At 66.7% G+C, this 16,420-nt stretch carries 11 protein-coding genes and 1 tRNA gene; 11 read left to right on the top strand and 1 reads right to left on the bottom strand.

Features of this window, described 5'->3' with window-relative positions:
- The first annotated feature begins 184 nt into the window (after positions 1 to 184).
- The 4 genes from DXK94_RS06605 to DXK94_RS06590 all read left to right on the top strand — a co-directional run bounded on the left by DXK94_RS06605 (position 185) and on the right by DXK94_RS06590 (position 5,194).
- Complete coding sequence (locus DXK94_RS06605) at positions 185 to 1,354, top strand: resuscitation-promoting factor (protein WP_115524349.1); 1,170 nt, start codon at positions 185 to 187, stop codon at positions 1,352 to 1,354.
- Between the two features lie 135 nt (positions 1,355 to 1,489).
- Positions 1,490 to 2,362, top strand: a complete 873-nt coding sequence (rsmA, locus tag DXK94_RS06600; RefSeq protein ID WP_115524348.1) for a 16S rRNA (adenine(1518)-N(6)/adenine(1519)-N(6))-dimethyltransferase RsmA — start codon at positions 1,490 to 1,492, stop codon at positions 2,360 to 2,362.
- Positions 2,359 to 3,321 carry a 4-(cytidine 5'-diphospho)-2-C-methyl-D-erythritol kinase gene (locus tag DXK94_RS06595; RefSeq protein WP_115524347.1) on the top strand — a complete coding sequence of 321 codons (963 nt, stop codon included), beginning with the start codon at positions 2,359 to 2,361 and terminating at the stop codon, positions 3,319 to 3,321. The genes rsmA and DXK94_RS06595 overlap by 4 nt, the downstream gene beginning before the upstream one ends.
- A 46-nt stretch (positions 3,322 to 3,367) precedes the next feature.
- Entirely contained in the window at positions 3,368 to 5,194 is a 1,827-nt protein-coding gene (locus DXK94_RS06590) for an ABC-F family ATP-binding cassette domain-containing protein (protein ID WP_115524346.1), read from the top strand.
- Positions 5,195 to 5,756: 562 nt separating this feature from the next.
- Here DXK94_RS06590 and DXK94_RS06585 read toward each other — a convergent pair.
- Positions 5,757 to 6,383 (bottom strand): TetR/AcrR family transcriptional regulator, encoded by a 627-nt coding sequence (locus tag DXK94_RS06585; RefSeq protein ID WP_115524345.1) that lies wholly within the window; start codon positions 6,381 to 6,383, stop codon positions 5,757 to 5,759.
- 134 nt (positions 6,384 to 6,517) lie between these two features.
- On the opposite strand from DXK94_RS06585, the gene DXK94_RS06580 reads away from it, so the two are divergent.
- The 7 genes from DXK94_RS06580 to DXK94_RS06550 all read left to right on the top strand — a co-directional run bounded on the left by DXK94_RS06580 (position 6,518) and on the right by DXK94_RS06550 (position 16,207).
- Positions 6,518 to 6,589 (top strand) — tRNA-Gln (locus tag DXK94_RS06580).
- Between the two features lie 101 nt (positions 6,590 to 6,690).
- Positions 6,691 to 8,166 carry a bifunctional UDP-N-acetylglucosamine diphosphorylase/glucosamine-1-phosphate N-acetyltransferase GlmU gene (gene glmU / locus DXK94_RS06575; RefSeq protein WP_115524344.1) on the top strand — a complete coding sequence of 492 codons (1,476 nt, stop codon included), beginning with the start codon at positions 6,691 to 6,693 and terminating at the stop codon, positions 8,164 to 8,166.
- Positions 8,167 to 8,168: 2 nt separating this feature from the next.
- Positions 8,169 to 9,149: a ribose-phosphate diphosphokinase gene (locus DXK94_RS06570; protein WP_079595652.1), complete on the top strand. Its 981-nt coding sequence runs from the start codon at positions 8,169 to 8,171 to the stop codon at positions 9,147 to 9,149.
- 244 nt (positions 9,150 to 9,393) lie between these two features.
- Entirely contained in the window at positions 9,394 to 10,002 is a 609-nt protein-coding gene (locus DXK94_RS06565; RefSeq protein WP_115524343.1) for a 50S ribosomal protein L25/general stress protein Ctc, read from the top strand.
- Between the two features lie 112 nt (positions 10,003 to 10,114).
- Positions 10,115 to 10,705, top strand: coding sequence for an aminoacyl-tRNA hydrolase (gene pth, locus DXK94_RS06560; protein WP_115524342.1), 591 nt, complete (start codon positions 10,115 to 10,117; stop codon positions 10,703 to 10,705).
- Positions 10,706 to 10,827: 122 nt separating this feature from the next.
- On the top strand, positions 10,828 to 13,560 hold the full coding sequence (locus DXK94_RS06555) for a LuxR C-terminal-related transcriptional regulator (RefSeq protein WP_115524341.1): 2,733 nt from the start codon (positions 10,828 to 10,830) through the stop codon (positions 13,558 to 13,560).
- Complete coding sequence (locus DXK94_RS06550) at positions 13,547 to 16,207, top strand: LuxR C-terminal-related transcriptional regulator (protein ID WP_395928543.1); 2,661 nt, start codon at positions 13,547 to 13,549, stop codon at positions 16,205 to 16,207. Before DXK94_RS06555 ends, DXK94_RS06550 begins: the two co-directional genes overlap by 14 nt.
- The last annotated feature ends 213 nt before the right edge of the window (positions 16,208 to 16,420 follow it).

The following is a 16,420-nucleotide window of genomic DNA, read 5'->3' as shown; positions in this document are numbered from 1 at the left end:
GGTCGGGGAAGGCCAGCGGGTAATTCACTTCTTTCTGCAGCACGATGTGCCGGACCTTGTTCCGGCCTGACCGTTGCGCGAAGTGTGGCGGCGCAACGGTGCCCGGACTGCCTCATGCAAGGCGGTGCCGGGCATTTTATTGCGCGATCCCCGTGCCCGGATGGACCTAAAGTTATGGGCAATCGTGGTCAAGTTCTTCACAACGGACGGCAAGTTCAGCTTTATCAAAGTTGGCGCCCAGTTGCTGGTGCTCTGCGCGCTGGTGGTGGGGCTCGTAGCCTTCGTCGGCAATAACAAAACCGTCACGCTCAACGTCGACGGCAAAGTCACATCCGTGCAGACCTTCGGCGGTACCGTGGGCCAGGTGGTCAAGAGTGCCAACCTTGAGCTCAAGCCCACCGACCGGGTCTCCCCGGCCATCGACGCCTCCGTCCAGAACGGCACCGTCATCAACGTCAACCAGGCCAAAGAGGTCAAGGTGAGCCTCGACGGGGCAGAGAAGACCGTCAACACCAACGCCCAGGACGTGGCAGGCCTGGTGACCGAGCTTGGCGTTGCCAGCGCATCGTCCGTTTCGGTTCCCAAGGATGCGCAGCTCGCCGTCGCGGGATCCTTCGTCTCGATCTCCACTCCCAAGACCGTCAGCATCGTCGCCGACGGCAAGGTGGATACCGCCACCACCACCGCAGCCACGGTTGGCAAGGTACTGGAAGACGCCGGCCTGACCCTCGGCGCCAACGACCGCACTTCCCAGCCCGCCAACGCCCACGTGGTCAACAACATGGTGATCAAGGTCTCCCGCGTGGATAACGCCCAGACCGCCGTGACCACCGACGAGGTTCCTTTCGAAAAGGTCACCACGGAGAGCGCCGAGCTTCTGAAGGGCGAACAGGAAGTCACCCAGGCAGGTGCCGCCGGAAAGATCGAAAAGACCTACAAGCTGGTTCTGGTGGATGGCCGTGAAGCGTCGCGCACCCTGGTTTCGGAGACGGTATCCGTCCAGCCTGTTGCTGAGAAGATCACGGTCGGCACCAAGCCGAAGCCGGTAGCCCAGGCAGCTCCGGCCCCCGCGGCCGGCACCAACACCGGCGCAGCGGCCCCCGCCATCATGAACGAAGCCATGTGGGACAAGATTGCCCAGTGCGAATCCGGCGGAAACTGGAGCATCAACACCGGCAACGGCTACTACGGCGGCCTGCAGTTCGATATCCAGACCTGGATCGGATCCGGCGGCGGAGCCTATGCGCCGAACGCCAGCCTTGCGACGAAAGCCCAGCAAATCGACATCGCCAACCGCGTTTACGCACAGCGCGGCCTGCAGCCGTGGGGCTGCGGCTGGGCAGCCACCAGCTGACCAGGAGCGGGCACCAGCCCGCCCGCGCACAGTGGCCGGGCCCGGACTTTCCGGGCCCGGCCGCTGCCGTTAACCAGGCCGGCCGCGGGCATAGACCGGACCGGACGGAACCGGCGCGCGGGATAGGATACCTAGGTGACTGAACCCAACCCCGCCGCGCCCGCACCCTTGTTTGGTGCCTCCGACATACGACGGCTGGCGGAGGAAATCGGCATCAGGCCAACCAAGACCCTGGGCCAGAATTTCGTGATCGATGGCAACACGATCCGCAGGATCGTGGCTGCCGCGGGCGTGGGGCCGGAGGAAACAGTACTCGAAGTCGGGCCAGGCCTCGGCTCCCTGACCTTGGGGCTCCTGGACGCGGCAGCCTCCGTGGTCGCCGTCGAAATCGATCCGGTACTGGCTGCGAAGCTTCCGGAGACGGTGAAGGAATGGCGGCCTGCCGCTGCGGGTTCCTTCCACCTGGTCCATGCCGACGCCATGAAGGTCACCGAACTCCCGGTCCAGCCCACTGCGTTGGTGGCCAACCTGCCCTATAACGTGGCCGTGCCCGTGGTGCTGCACCTGCTGCAGCATTTCCCCAGCCTGCAGCACGGCCTGGTCATGGTGCAGGACGAGGTGGCGGACCGGCTGGCTGCCGGCCCCGGATCGAAAACGTATGGCGTCCCGTCGGTTAAGGCCGCGTGGTACAGCCAGATGCGCAAGGCCGGCGTGATCGGCATGAACGTTTTCTGGCCGGCACCCAAGATCCACTCCGGCCTGGTTGCCTTCACCCGCCGCGAACCGCCGGCCACTACAGCCAGCCGCGAGCAGGTCTTCGCCGTGGTGGACGCCGCTTTCGCGCAGCGGCGCAAGACCCTGCGCGCCGCCCTTGCCGGCTGGGCCGGGGGAGCGCCGGAGGCCGAACGCTGCCTGGTGGCAGCCGGCGTCGACCCCACTGCCCGGGGCGAGGTCATCGACATCGCCGCGTTCGCCAGGATCGCCGAAGCCAAGGAGGCCGGGGCGTGAAACCCGTGGCAGGGCGGTTCACTGCGAGGACGGTCCGGGTGAAAGCTCCGGGCAAGGTCAACGTGTCCCTTGATGTCGGCCCGCTCCGTCCTGACGGCTATCACTCGGTAGCCAGCGTTTACCTCGCCGTTTCCCTCTATGAGGAAGTGGCGGCCACCAGTACCGAAACGCCCGGAATCACAGTCAGCCTCAGTGCGGACAGCACGCTTGACCTGGACGCCGTGGACATCCCCCTGGACGGCAACAACCTGGCCTACAAAGCGGCCGCCATCATGGCGGACGTCTCTGAACACTCCACCGGGGTGCACCTGGAAATCACCAAGCGCGTGCCCGTGGCCGGCGGCATGGGCGGCGGGTCGGCGGACGCGGCAGCCACCCTCCTGGCCTGCGACGCGCTGTGGAACAGCGGCCTGTCGCGGGAGGAACTGGCCCACCTGGCCTCAGAACTCGGCGCGGACGTCCCCTTTTCCCTGCTGGGCGGCACCGCAGTTGGGCTGGGGCTGGGCGACAAGCTGTCCCCGGCACTGGCGAAGGCGCAGACCCACTGGGTCCTGGTGACGGCGGATTATGGCCTGTCCACCCCGGAGGTGTACCGGACCCTGGACCGGCTGCGCGACGCTGAAGGCGTCAATGCCACCGAGCCCACCGGCGTCGACCCCCAGATCCTGACCGCACTGCGGAGCGGCGATGCCGAAGCCCTGAGCCGCGTCCTGGTGAACGATCTCCAACGCGCCTCCATAGAACTGGCGCCGTCACTCCGCGATACGCTTGGCATTGGCGAATCCCACGGAGCCATCGCGGGCATCGTGTCCGGTTCCGGTCCCACGGTTGCCCTGCTCGCGGATGACTCCCTGGCCGCGGACGGCCTGGCAGAAGATCTGCGGCGCTACGGCTTGTCGGCCATCGCCGTGCACGGCCCCGTTCCAGGGGCACGCATCATCTCCGACACCCTGATCTGACAACGTTCAACCCACGTCCCACCCGAGCAGCAGAAAGCAGTACCCTTTGGCACACCTTCTTGGCGGCGAGAACCTCACGGTTTCCTACGCAACCCGCACCGTCCTGGACGGCGTCACCCTGGGACTCGAGGAGGGTGACAGGATCGGCATGGTGGGCCGCAACGGCGACGGCAAATCCACCCTCATGCGGCTGCTCGCGCTGCGCTCCACCCCCGACGCGGGCAGGGTCACCAAACGCGGCGACGTCAACGTCGGCTACCTGGACCAGAGCGACGTGCTCGACGGCGACCTCACGGTGGGTGCCGCCATCGTGGGGGACCAGGCGGACTACGAGTGGGCCCGGAACCCCCGGATCCGCGAAATTATGGGCGGCCTGGTTTCCGACGTGGACTGGCACGCCAACGTCCATGCCCTCTCCGGCGGGCAGAAGCGGCGCGTGGCACTCGCCAAGCTGCTGATCGAGGACCACGACGTCATCATGCTGGACGAGCCCACCAACCACCTCGACGTCGAGGGCGTGGCCTGGCTGGCCCGGCACCTGAAGACACGCTGGCGGGCCAACCAGGGCGCGTTCCTGGTGGTCACCCACGACCGCTGGTTCCTGGATGAAGTCTGCACTAAAACCTGGGAAGTCCATGACGGCATCGTTGACCCCTTCGAAGGCGGTTACGCGGCCTATGTGCTGGCCCGCGCAGAGCGGGACCGGATGGCCTCCGTGGTGGAGAGCAAGCGCCAGCAGCTGGTCAAGAAGGAGCTCGCCTGGTTGCGCCGCGGCGCGCCGGCACGGACATCAAAGCCGAAGTTCCGGATCGAAGCAGCCAACGCCCTTATCGAGGACGTCCCGGCACCCCGGGATTCCATGGCGCTGAACAAGATGGCCACGGCCCGCCTGGGCAAGGACGTCCTGGACCTGGAGCACGTCTCCCTCAATTTCCAGGGCGCCGACGACGGCCGGAAGCTTTTCGACAACATCACCCTCCGCCTCGCGCCGGGAGAACGGCTCGGGCTGGTGGGCGTCAACGGCGCCGGCAAGACCACCCTCCTGAAGCTCCTCAACGGCCAGATCACCCCCGACGCCGGCAAGCTGAAGCGCGGCAAGACCGTGGTCACCGCCGTGCTCACGCAGGAGGTCAAGGAGCTCGACGACGTCTCCGACCTTCGCGTCATCGAAGTCATCGAGCGGGAGAAACGTTCCTTTAACGTCGGCGGCCGGGAATTCACCGCCGGGCAGTTGGTGGAGCAGCTCGGGTTCACCAACCAGAAGCAGTGGACACCGGTGAAGGACCTCTCGGGCGGTGAGCGCCGGCGCCTGCAGCTCCTGCGATTGCTCGTGGGGGAGCCGAACGTGCTGATGCTCGACGAGCCCACCAACGATCTGGACACCGACACCCTTGCCGCTGTGGAAGACGTCCTGGACGGCTGGCCGGGGACGCTCGTGGTGGTCAGCCACGACCGCTACCTCCTGGAGCGCGTCACCGACCACCAGATGGCCCTGCTTGGCGACGGCAAGCTCCGCGGCCTGCCCGGCGGCGTGGACCAGTACCTGGAACTCCGCGAGGCTGCACTTGCGGGATCCACCGTCACGGGCGGCGGAAACCCCGTCACCAGCGGCGGTTCGACACCTGCAGCAGCCCAGTCCGGCCCTTCCGAAGCCGAAAAGCGCGACGCCCGCAAAGCCAAGAACCGGATCGAACGCCAGCTGGGCAAACTGGACCAGGCAGAGAAAAAGCTTCACGACCAGATGCTGAAAAGCACCGAGGCCTCCGACTTCGACGCCCTGGCCGAGCAAAACCGGCAACTCAAAGACCTGGCCGGCGAACGCGACGCCCTCGAACTAGAATGGCTCGAAGCTGTAGAGGCCCTCGGGGAGTAAGCCCGTGCTTCCTTGGCTGGGTTCCAGAACCGGCCCTTCGACGTCGCTTAGACACAGGACATAGGGAGCGCTGCGGTCGCTGAGCGACCTCCGCGCTCCGATGTCCCGCGATGCGCGACTTTCCGAAGGACCGCCTCCGGAAAGGGCCGCCGCCTCCCAGCGTTCCCACCTCTCGAACGAAGGAACGGAAGGGGCCGTGCGGGGACCTCCCGGCAGGACGGCCTCCAGCGACGGCACCGCACCCACCGCCGGGGAGCAGCAGGCATCCAGTCGGAACCTTTGGCAGGCGGGTGGGGGACCGTCGAACCCTAGAGGTCTGTACGCGGCGTGCCGGGGACTCTCGAAGGAGAGATAGGCATGAGCGGGGCAGGGGGCCTTCGTGTAGTCGCGCATCGCGGCGCATCGGGCGCCGGAGGTCGCTCAGCGACCGCAGGTGCCCCTATGCGTCGTGTCTAAGCGACGGCGAAGGGCCACTGCGCCGCGGACTCGACAACGGCCGACGGCGAATGGCCCGTGCGCCGCGAAGGTAACCAACGGCCCGTAAAGGTGACCACGGGGAGGCTCAGCCCTCGGACTTCAGCTCAGGGTCTTTCTTGAGGCCCGTCAGGCCGTTCCAGGCGAGGTTGACCAGATGGGCGGCGACGGTGTGTTTGTCGGGCTGGCGGCTGTCCTGCCACCACTGGCCAGTCATGGCCACCATGCCCACGAGCATCTGCGCGTACATGGCTCCGTCCTCGCCGCTGAACCCGCGGCGGGAGAACTCGTCGGAGAGGATGTGTTCCACGCGGGCGGTGACGTGGGAGAGCAGGGTGGAAAAAGCGCCTTCGGGTTGGGACGGCGGGGCGTCCCGCATCAGGATCCGGAAACCTTCGGTGCGGTCTTCGATGTAGGTCAGCAGTGCCAGCGCGGCGCGTTCCACCAGGACGCGCGGCTTCGCCTCCTCGGTGAGGGCCGCATTGATGGCGTCCAGCAGGATATGGAACTCAAAGTCCACAACCTGGGTGTACAGCCCTTCCTTGGAACCGAAATGTTCGTAAATGACCGGCTTGGAGACTCCCGCGCAGGCGGCGATTTCCTCGATGGTGGTGCCGTCCAGTCCGCGGACGGCGAAGAGGCCGCGCCCGACGTCGATCAACTGGCTCCGGCGCTGAAGTCCGGTCATCCGCGTCCGCGGCGGGTTGTTGCTCACATTTCCATGATGCCTTACCCGTCTGCGACGGGATTCCGGGGCGTCCGGGAGGACCCGGCGGCCTCGTGTCGCGCGGCGCCCCGAACCCGTGGCAAAATAGGGGATTGTGCCCGGGCCTTGCGCCTTGGGCATGGTCCGCTCTGGTGTAACGGCAGCACCCCGGCCTTTGGAGCCGTGGAGTATAGGTTCGAATCCTATGGGCGGAACTGCTGTGCGAGGAGTTCAGTAGGATGACACTCGGTGCCGCGCCGGCAGACTGGCCGGACACCTCAAGCGCCAGCGTAACCCAAGCAAGGAGAGCCCGTACGTGATCCCCGAGAAGGCCCCGTCCGCCGTAATCGTCCTGGCGGCAGGCGCCGGCACCCGGATGAAGTCACGTACCCCCAAGATCCTCCATGAAATCGGTGGCCGGTCGATGGTGGGGCACGCGCTCCTGGCAGCCCGCAGCATCAACCCCCGGCAGCTCGCCATTGTCGTCCGCCACGAACGGGACCTGGTGGCCCGCCACGTCGCTGACCTCGATCCTGCTGCCGTCATTGTGGACCAGGACGATATCCCCGGCACGGGCCGCGCGGTTGAAGCCGCGCTGCAGGCCCTGGATGCGGAACAGCTCTTGACGGGCACCGTCGTGGTGACCTACGGCGACGTGCCCCTGCTCTCCGGCCAATTGCTGGCCGAGCTCGTTGCCACCCACGAGCAGGAAGCCAACGCCGTCACGGTCCTGACGGCTGTCCTGGACGACGCCTCCGGCTACGGCCGCATCCTGCGCGGCGACGACGGCACAATAACCGGCATCCGCGAGCACAAGGACGCCACGGAAGCCGAACGGCTGATCCGCGAGGTCAACTCCGGCATTTACGCATTCGATGCCGGCGTACTGCGCAACGCCCTGGGCAAGGTCACCACGGACAACGCGCAGGGCGAGAAGTACCTCACGGACGTGCTGGGACTGGCGAGGGAGGCAGGCGGGCGCGTTGCCGCCGTCGTCACCGCTGACCGCTGGCAGGTGGAGGGCGCCAATGACCGCGTCCAGCTGGCGGCCCTCGGAGCGGAGCTGAACCGCCGCACCGTGGAAGCCTGGATGCGCGCCGGCGTCACCGTCGTGGACCCGGCCACCACCTGGATCGATTCCTCCGTGACGCTTGACGAGGACGTCCGTCTCCTGCCCAACACCCAGCTTCACGGGGCCACCCGCGTGGCGAGGGACGCCGTCGTCGGCCCCGACACCACGCTGACGGACGTCACCGTAGGCGAAGGCGCGAAGGTGGTCCGCACGCACGGTTCCGGGTCGGTGATCGGCGCCGGCGCCTCCGTCGGACCCTTCACGTACCTGCGGCCCGGCACCGTCCTGGGCGAAAGCGGCAAGATCGGCGCGTTCTACGAAACCAAGAACGTGACCATCGGCCGCGGCTCCAAACTGTCCCACCTCGGCTACGCCGGCGACGCCGAAATCGGCGAGGACACGAACATCGGCTGCGGCAACATCACAGCCAATTACGACGGCCAGAACAAGCACCGCACCGTCATCGGTTCCGGCGTTCGGACCGGTTCCAACACCGTCTTTGTTGCCCCGGTCACCGTGGGGGACGGCGCCTACAGCGGCGCCGGCGCGGTGATCCGCAAGGACGTGCCTGCGGGCGCCCTGGCGCTGAGCATCGCAGCGCAGCGCAACACCGAAGGGTGGGTCCCCGCCAACAGGCCGGGAACGCGCTCCGCCGAACTGGCCCAGGCAGCCACCACAGATTCCTCAAGTACCCCGGCATCTACAGAAGAGGGCAAGTAATAATGAGCGAAATTACGGCGCACGGCGAGAAGAAGCTGGTGCTCGCCACCGGGCGGGCCCATCCGGAGCTGGCCCGGGAGATCGCCAAGGAGCTCGGTACTGACCTGCTGCCGGTGGACGCCTACGACTTCGCCAACGGTGAAATCTACGTCCGCGCCGGCGAGAGCGTCCGCGGCACCGACGCCTTCGTCATCCAGGCGCACCCGGCCCCGCTGAACAACCACCTCATGGAACAGCTGATCATGATCGATTCGCTGAAGCGGGCCTCCGCCAAGAGGATTACCGTGGTCTCCCCGTTCTACCCCTATGCACGCCAGGACAAGAAGGGCCGCGGCCGCGAGCCCATTTCCGCCCGCCTGGTGGCCGACCTCTACAAGACCGCCGGCGCCGACCGCATCATGAGCGTGGACCTGCACACCTCCCAGATCCAGGGCTTCTTCGACGGGCCCGTGGACCACCTCATGGCCATCCCGCTGCTCGCGGACTACATCCGCACCCGGGTGGACGCAGAGAACATTACGGTTGTGTCCCCGGACACCGGCCGCGTCCGCGTGGCCGAGCAGTGGGCTGAGCGCCTGGGCGGCGCCCCCTTGGCCTTCGTGCACAAGAGCCGCGACCTGACTGTCCCCAACCAGGCGGTCTCCAAGACCGTGGTGGGCCAGATCGAGGGACGCACCTGTGTCCTGATCGACGACATGATCGACACCGGGGGAACCATCTCCGGCGCCGTCCAGGTACTGAAGAACGCGGGCGCCAAGGATGTCATCATCGCCGCCACCCACGCCGTCTTCTCCGACCCCGCAGCCCAGCGGCTCGCCGACTCGGGTGCCCGCGAAGTGGTGGTCACCAACACCCTTCCGCTCACCGCGTCCCAGCGGTTCCCGCAGCTGACCGTCCTGTCCATCGCCCCGCTGATTGCGCGCGCCGTCCGTGAAGTGTTCGACGACGGTTCCGTCACCAGCCTGTTTGACGGCAACGCCTAGGCAGTGCCGGTGCCGGGTCCGTTTTCAGTAAACGGGCCCGGCGCTGGTAAGCTTTACAGCGATACCTTGGCGAGGGAGAGCAGCCGGGCAACCGGCTTGCAGGTCTCCGTTATCGACTGGGTCTGATCTGCCCTTCATGTGAAGGGCTGCCTTCTTGAAAGGGCCGCCTTCGGCCGCCCGGCGTTGAAGGTCGCAACAGACCTCCGCCCTTGCTGAACACCGTTTAGTTTTCAAGGAGATTTCCATGTCTGAGCAGAAGCTCGCAGCAGAACTGCGCACCGAATTCGGCAAGGGCTACGCCCGCCGCGCACGGATGGCCAACCTGATCCCCGCCGTTATCTACGGCCACGGCGCAGAGCCCATCCACGTGACCCTCCCGGCCAAGGCCACCACCCTGGCTGTCCGCACCGCCAACGCCCTGCTGTCCCTGGACATCAACGGCGAAGGCCACCTGGCCCTGGTCAAGGACGTACAGCGCGACCCGATCAAGCAGATCATCGAGCACATCGACCTCCTGACCGTCCGCCAGGGCGAGAAGGTCACCGTCGACGTTCCGGTCGACGTCACCGGCGAAACCGCCCCCGGCACCGTCCACAACCTGGAATTGACCGTCGTGTCCCTCGAGGCCGAGGCAACCCACCTGCCCGAGACCGTCGAGGTCAGCATCGAAGGTCGTGCCGCCGGTGAGCACATCCACGCTTCCGACCTGGTTCTGCCGAAGGGTTCCGCACTGCTGACCGACGCCGAGGCGCTCGTGGTCAACATCTCCGAGGCCACCGCCACGGAAGAAGAGACCGAAGCCGCTGAAGGCGCCGAGGCTCCCGCAGCAGCCGGGGAAGCCGCAGCAGAGTAATCAGCCGCTACTTCCTGACAGTGGCCGGATCCCGCAGGGGTCCGGCCACTGTTGCGTCTGCCGCCCTCCGGCCGCGGAAACATCCCTCACAACGCCACCTTAGGATTGACCCATGACTGATACCTGGCTGATCGTCGGCCTCGGCAACCCCGGCGCCCAGTACCAAGGCAACAGGCACAATGTTGGCCAGATGGTGCTCGACGAACTGGCGGGCAGGATCGGCGCCGGGTTCAAGACCCACAAGGCACGTGCCCAGGTTGTGGAGGGGCGGCTCGGTATCGGGGGCCCCCGCGTGGTGCTGGCAAAGCCCATGACCTACATGAATGTTTCCGGCGGTCCCGTCTCGGCGCTGGCCAACTTCTACGGCATCACGCCGGATCACGTGGTTGCCGTGCACGATGAGATCGACATCCCCTTCAACACGGTGAAACTCAAGATCGGCGGCGGGGAAGGCGGCCACAACGGGCTGCGGGACATCTCCAAAGCACTCGCCACCAAGGACTACCTCCGCGTCCGCGTGGGGGTCGGCCGTCCACCCGGCAGGATGGACACCGCGGACTACGTCCTGCGTGACTTTGGCAGCGCGGAGCTTAAGGAACTGCCGTTTTTGCTGGACGAAGCGGCCGACGCCGTCGAGTTGCTGCTGCGCGACGGGCTCACGTCAGCCCAGCAAAAATTCCATCCGGCCAAATCCGATCGATAGCAATATACAAACTTAAAGTCGTTTTGACCTGTCTCCTGGTCCGTGCCACAGGGTACTCTTCTTCGTATGCGGGGGAGCAATGGGGCTACATCCCGCTATCGCGGGATGTAGGGGAAAAGTTCATGTCAATCGAGCCACTCAGCTGGGGACGTGGGTCAACACCTCAGGACGTTGGGCTGCGCACACCAGGCTCCGGTGCACCGGGGCAGCAATGGTCCGCGCCCGCCCGCAGTGCCAACCTGGAAACCGTCCGCACTGCGCTGACCACTGAAAACTCATTGGGCGTCGTCATCACCGGGGGCCGCGGGGTAGGCAAATCTTCCCTCGCCCGTGCCGCCGTGGCCGACCTGGGGCCGGAGGTGTGGTCCCTGCAGCTCCGCAGCGGGCCTACCGGATCCACCACGCCCTACGGCTGCCTCTCCTTCCTGCTGGCCAGGCTTCCGCAGGCCTACATGGGGTCGCCCACGGCCATCCTGCGCGGCATCACGTCGCTGATCCGCAGCGACGCCGCAGGCAGGCCATGCGTGATCACCCTTGACACCTCAGGCAGCATCGACGACATGAGCGCCGGAGTGCTGTTGAACGTACTCCTGACCGGCACCGCCAAAATCATTGCCGTCGCACCGAACATCAGCGACCTTCCGGCCGACTTCCACTGGCTGCTCACGGACCGGCGCCTGACAGAAGTACGCCTCAACAACCTCAACGAGCTCCAGACCCGACAGGTCCTGCTGTCCCTGCTGGGCCACCGGGTGTCTGCCTCCCTGGTCAACACCTACCACCGGATGGTGGGCGGCAATCCGCTGCTGCTCAAAGCACTGGTCACCGAACAGCAACTGTCCGGAAACCTGGTGCTGTCCGACTCCGTCTGGACCCTGCGTGACAAGGTGGTGCTCGACGGCGCCGCCAGCCTCGATGACATCGTCCGGTCCCGCTGGTCGCGGGAAACCCCGGAAACCCGGGAAGTCATTGAAATGCTGTCCTGCGCCCGCCGGGTCGAGCTGTCCCGCCTTACCGCCGTTTACGGGGCAGACGTCGTGGCGGACATGGAAGACGGCGGGCTGCTGGAGGTCGACGACTCGGACCACCGGTGGGTGTCCCTGCGAGAAAAGTACATCGGCGACGTCGTGCGCACCTGGCTGAGCATTGCCCGGCGCCGTGAACTGCGCAGCGTGCTGCTGGCAGGTGAGGAACCTGATCCGGCCCGCATGACGCTCGAAGAACTGATGGCGTTTGCGGCCTGGACCCATGAGTGTGAGGCCCCGCTGAGCCCCGCCCTGGCCCTCGCGGCTGCCGAAGCGGCGGTCCAGCTGTTCGATCCGCGGTTCGCCCTGACCTACGCCGAGATGCTGCACAGGACGGACCGCGAATGGCTGCCCGCGCAGCGCCAGAAGGCTGCCGCGTACCTGCAGCTGGACATGCCCGTCCAGGCACTCGCAGCACTGGACGGCATCTCCCGGCCGGAACTCGAGGCCCTGGACGTCGAGGAATACGCGCACGTTGTAGCCGCCAAAGCACGGGTCATGATGCGGCTGCCGGAGCGGGCCGGCAAGGTACCCGAACTTCTCCAGGAAGCCCGGAACAGGCTGGCACCGGCCGGGAACAACGCGTCATGGCCGGAGCCCGCAGCCGTGGCAGCCAACCTTGTCTCTTTGAGCGACTTCGAATACCGCGCCTTCGTGGGTGACTACGCGGCCTTGATTCCGGACCTTGAGGCAGCCGCGGACCCTGCCTTGAACCCTGACGCGGACTACCGGATGCATTCGGCCATCCTCCTGATGACTGCACTAGCCCTGACCGGCCGGGAAATGGATGCCCTGGGCCTCATGCGGCAGCTCGGCGGCCAGATCAGCGACGCCTCCCACGTGGTGGGCCTGCGTGAGCGGTACACCAGGGAGGCCTACCTGGTGCTGCTGATGGCCGGGCAGTGGCGGCGGTGCATCGACCTGCTGGGACCACAAAGCGACGAGGAACAGTACCGCCTTCCCTACGGCAGTGCCGCCACGGAACTGGCTGCCGGGATCGCCTACGTCTATGCCGGCCGGGGCGCTGCCGCGCTCGATCCGCTGATGTCCGCTGCCGCCCAGCTGGAACTTCAACCTGTGCAGGCTGCACTCCGCTTCGCCTACGCGGCAACAGCCCTGGCGCACGCGCAAACCGGCAACGCCGGCCAGGCCCGCAAATACCTCAGCAAACTGCAGCGGGTTCCCGGCACATCAGGTTTCGCCACCGAAAGCCTCATCAGTTTCTGCGCCCTCGTGGCGGGGCGCTGGCTGGGCGACTCCGACGCCGTCACCCGCCTGAAGCAGTCTGCCCGCCAGAACATGGAGGCGGGGCGTTACACGCTCGCCGGCGTCGAACTGCTTGCGGCCACGGTGAACGGGAGCGACAACGACTTCCGGCTTCTGGAGGACATTGCGTCCCACCGCCAGGGACCACTGGCGGAGGTTTCCCGGCTCATTGCCGTGGGCAGCCGGACCAGGGACGCGAAGACGCTCCTTGCCGGCGGCGAGCTCGCGGCCACGCTGGAACTGGACGCGGTGGAGGCCAGGTGCATGGCCCTGGCCGTGGACTTCGCACGCCAGGACGGGGACTCCATCTCCGCCCGGACCGCGCAGGCCCGCCTTGACATCCTGGCCGCCACTGTCGCCAACCTGCCCATCGTGCCCAGCAGCGGCAGCCCGCTGCTGACCAGCAGGGAGCGCCAGATTGCCCGGCTTGCGGGGCGTGGTGCGTCAAACCGTGACATCGCCCTGGAAATGGGCGTGTCAGTCCGGACTGTTGAAGGCCACCTGTACCAGGTCTTCACCAAGCTGGGCGTAACTTCCAGGGGTGATCTGACTGGACTCGTCTAATGGACACAAGCCGGCACCGGCGCACCGGCTCCTCACCGGCCGCCGCGAGCCGCTGGACCGGATCTGCAACATTGTCCGGAACCGCACCAGCCAGGCGGTTTTCGTCATGGCCGGTCCCGGCATCGGCAAATCATCCCTGACGGAGGCCATCGCGGAGCGGCTTGCCGGCGACATGCACATCCTGCAGATCCATGCCAGTTCCGCCCTCACCGCCGTGCCGTTCGGGGTCCTGACCCCGTACACCGCTGATCTGACAGCCGAGGAATCAGTCTCACCCGTAGCGGTCCTGCGTTCCATGTGGACATATTTCGAGAAGCTCAAGACGGGCGCCGGCAGCCAGGTCCTGCTGGTGGTGGATGACGCCCACCATCTGGACGACGCTTCCGCCGGTGTTGTGGCTGACCTGATTTCCGCTGGCTGGGCGACCGTCGTGGCGGCCGCGCGTCCGCGGCCTGGATTGCCGCAGCCCCTGGACCAGCTGTGGTACGACGGCCTGGCCGAGCGCGTGGACCTGCGGCCCCTGAACCGGGAACAGATCGAGGAAGTCCTCGCCCACGTCCTGGACGGAACAGTTCCCGCAGCCACCGTTGACTCGCTCTGGAGTGCATCGGGCGGCAACCCCCGCATCCTGGACGCGCTGCTGCATGATGCCGCCGAAGCCGGGATCCTTTCCAAGCGCAACGGGATCTGGATCCTGCTGGGCTCCCTGCCGGCTGACGGCGCCAGGTTGACGGCAGTGGTTGCAAAGGACCACCTCCGGCGGCGGCCCGAAGAACAGGAAGCACTGAAGCTGATTGCGCTGGCCGGACCGGTTGGGCGGAAGGTCATCGAGGACATCTGTGGTGCCCCTGTGGTCCGGTCCCTGCTGGACCAGCAGATGGTGGTTGAAACGTCCGGGGTGCCGGCTGAGCTCTCCATGTGGAACGCCTTGTTCGCCAATGCGATACGGAACACGATTTCGGTGTCCCGCAGCCTTCAGCTGCAGGAAAGAACCCGCGCACACCAGGACGGCATCGTGCTGCGCGGCGAAGGCCGGCTGCGTTCCGTGGAATGGGCGTTGGAATGCGGGCTGCGGGTACCCGACGCCGACCTGCTGGAGGCCGCCTGCGAGGCGTTGGCGCGGTTCCGCAACGACAGCGCCGCCTCCATCGCCGCCAGGGTTCAGGACCCCGCGATGGCACCCATGGCCCGGGCGGTCCACGCCCGTGCACTGTACAACAACGGCGCCTATGCGGACGCTGCCGCGTTGCTTGACGGCTGCTGGCTTCAGCTTGCGGACGATCCCCAGGGCCCGGCAGTCCTCCTGCTCCGGGTCTCGGCGCATCAGGCGGCCGGGCACCAGCTGGCAGCCGTGGCCGAGGACGTCCGGGAGCACACCGGCCGGTCAGCCGATGGGCCGCGGACCTGGCAGGAGGAGATCCTCCACCTCCTGCAGTCAGGCGCCGAGGTGGACTACCGGGCGCTCGCGGCCGAGGTGGAAACCATCAGGAACCGAAGCTCCCCGGAAGCGGACGTTGAGCCCATCGGCGCTGTGGGCGAGGCGTTGCTGGCCCATGCCCTTACGGCTGCCGGACGGCCCGCAGAAGGACTGGATGCTGCGCTGCTGGCAGCTTCCGAGCTGCCGCCGCTGGAAGACAGCCTGTTTTTCTTTCCCGAGTTCGTGCTGGGCAGGCTCGTCATCAGCTACCTGGCCATGGGGGAGTGGGAATCAGCGGAGCGGGAACTCGACAGCTATGCCGCCGGCCATGCCACCGGTGCCGCAACCTTTGACGGCAGCCTGCAGGTGCTCCGTGGCTATTCGCTGCTGAAGCAGGGCCGGATGGAGCGCGCCTACCAGCTGCTGCTCCCGGCGGTGGAAGCGCTGAGGCTCAACGACCCCCTCCAGCTGTTCCGCTTTGGTTCTTCGCTGGGCTTCTATGTTGCGGCACGGCTGGGAGACTCCGCGCAGGCAAGGCGCCTGGAGCAGGACTACAAGGACGCCGTCGCAGGCGGGCCCGCGCATGACCTCCTTGCTGGAGCGTACGCCGCCGCGGCCGCCGAGTACTTGTCCCGTGACGGCAAGGGCATCGCCTCGCTGCACACGATGATGACAGCTGCCGAAGCATCGGGAAGGGCCGGCCACCTGCTCGAACTCCTGGCCGTGTGCTGGGATCTGGGGGACCCGTCGGTGATTCCCATGGTGCAGGACGCCGCGCGCGATGTGCAGGGACGCTGGGCAGCGGCCATGCTGACGCTTGCCACCAGCTGGGAAGCGGCCGACGGGGATGCCCTGATGGAAACGGCGGCATCGCTGGAAGCGTCAGGCTTCGTCAACCTTGCCCGCGAGGCTTACGCCCGCGCCAGCTCAGTACTGGAGCACGCCGGGGAACGCCGCCGCTCCAGGCAGGCTGTTGCGCAGCGCGAGCGGTGCGACCATGAACTGGGCGAACGGTTCAGGGAAGGCCGCTTCATCGCCGCGGCTCCCGCCGTCCACCTCACCCGGCGTGAACAGGACATCGTGGAACTCGCGGTGCAGGGCCTCACCGACCGCGAGATAGCGCAAAAGCTGATGGTCTCCGTCCGTACGGTGGAGGGGCACCTGTACAGGACTTACGTGAAGCTGGGTGTACGCAGCAGGGACGAACTGGAGTCCGCTCTGCCCAAGTAGGCCGGGACATCCCGCAACGCCCGGCATCCGGCACGCTGCATCAGCCGGCCCTTCACCTGCGGCTTTGTCGCCTTCAGGCTGCTCCGCTGTGCCATGCCCGCGTCCGCTCCCGACCGGGAATGGACCGGTGCCTGCAGCGTCCCAGGGCTCCTAGGTAGTACCCCGGCGCGGAAATCGAGTACACCCTACTCGTGTACAGGAGGGTGCCGCAGG

It is taken from the genome of Arthrobacter sp. RT-1 (assembly GCF_003367205.1).
GTDB lineage: Bacteria > Actinomycetota > Actinomycetes > Actinomycetales > Micrococcaceae > Arthrobacter.
Note: the sequence above shows the minus strand (reverse complement) of the source record. Positions and strands in the feature narration are given on the sequence as shown.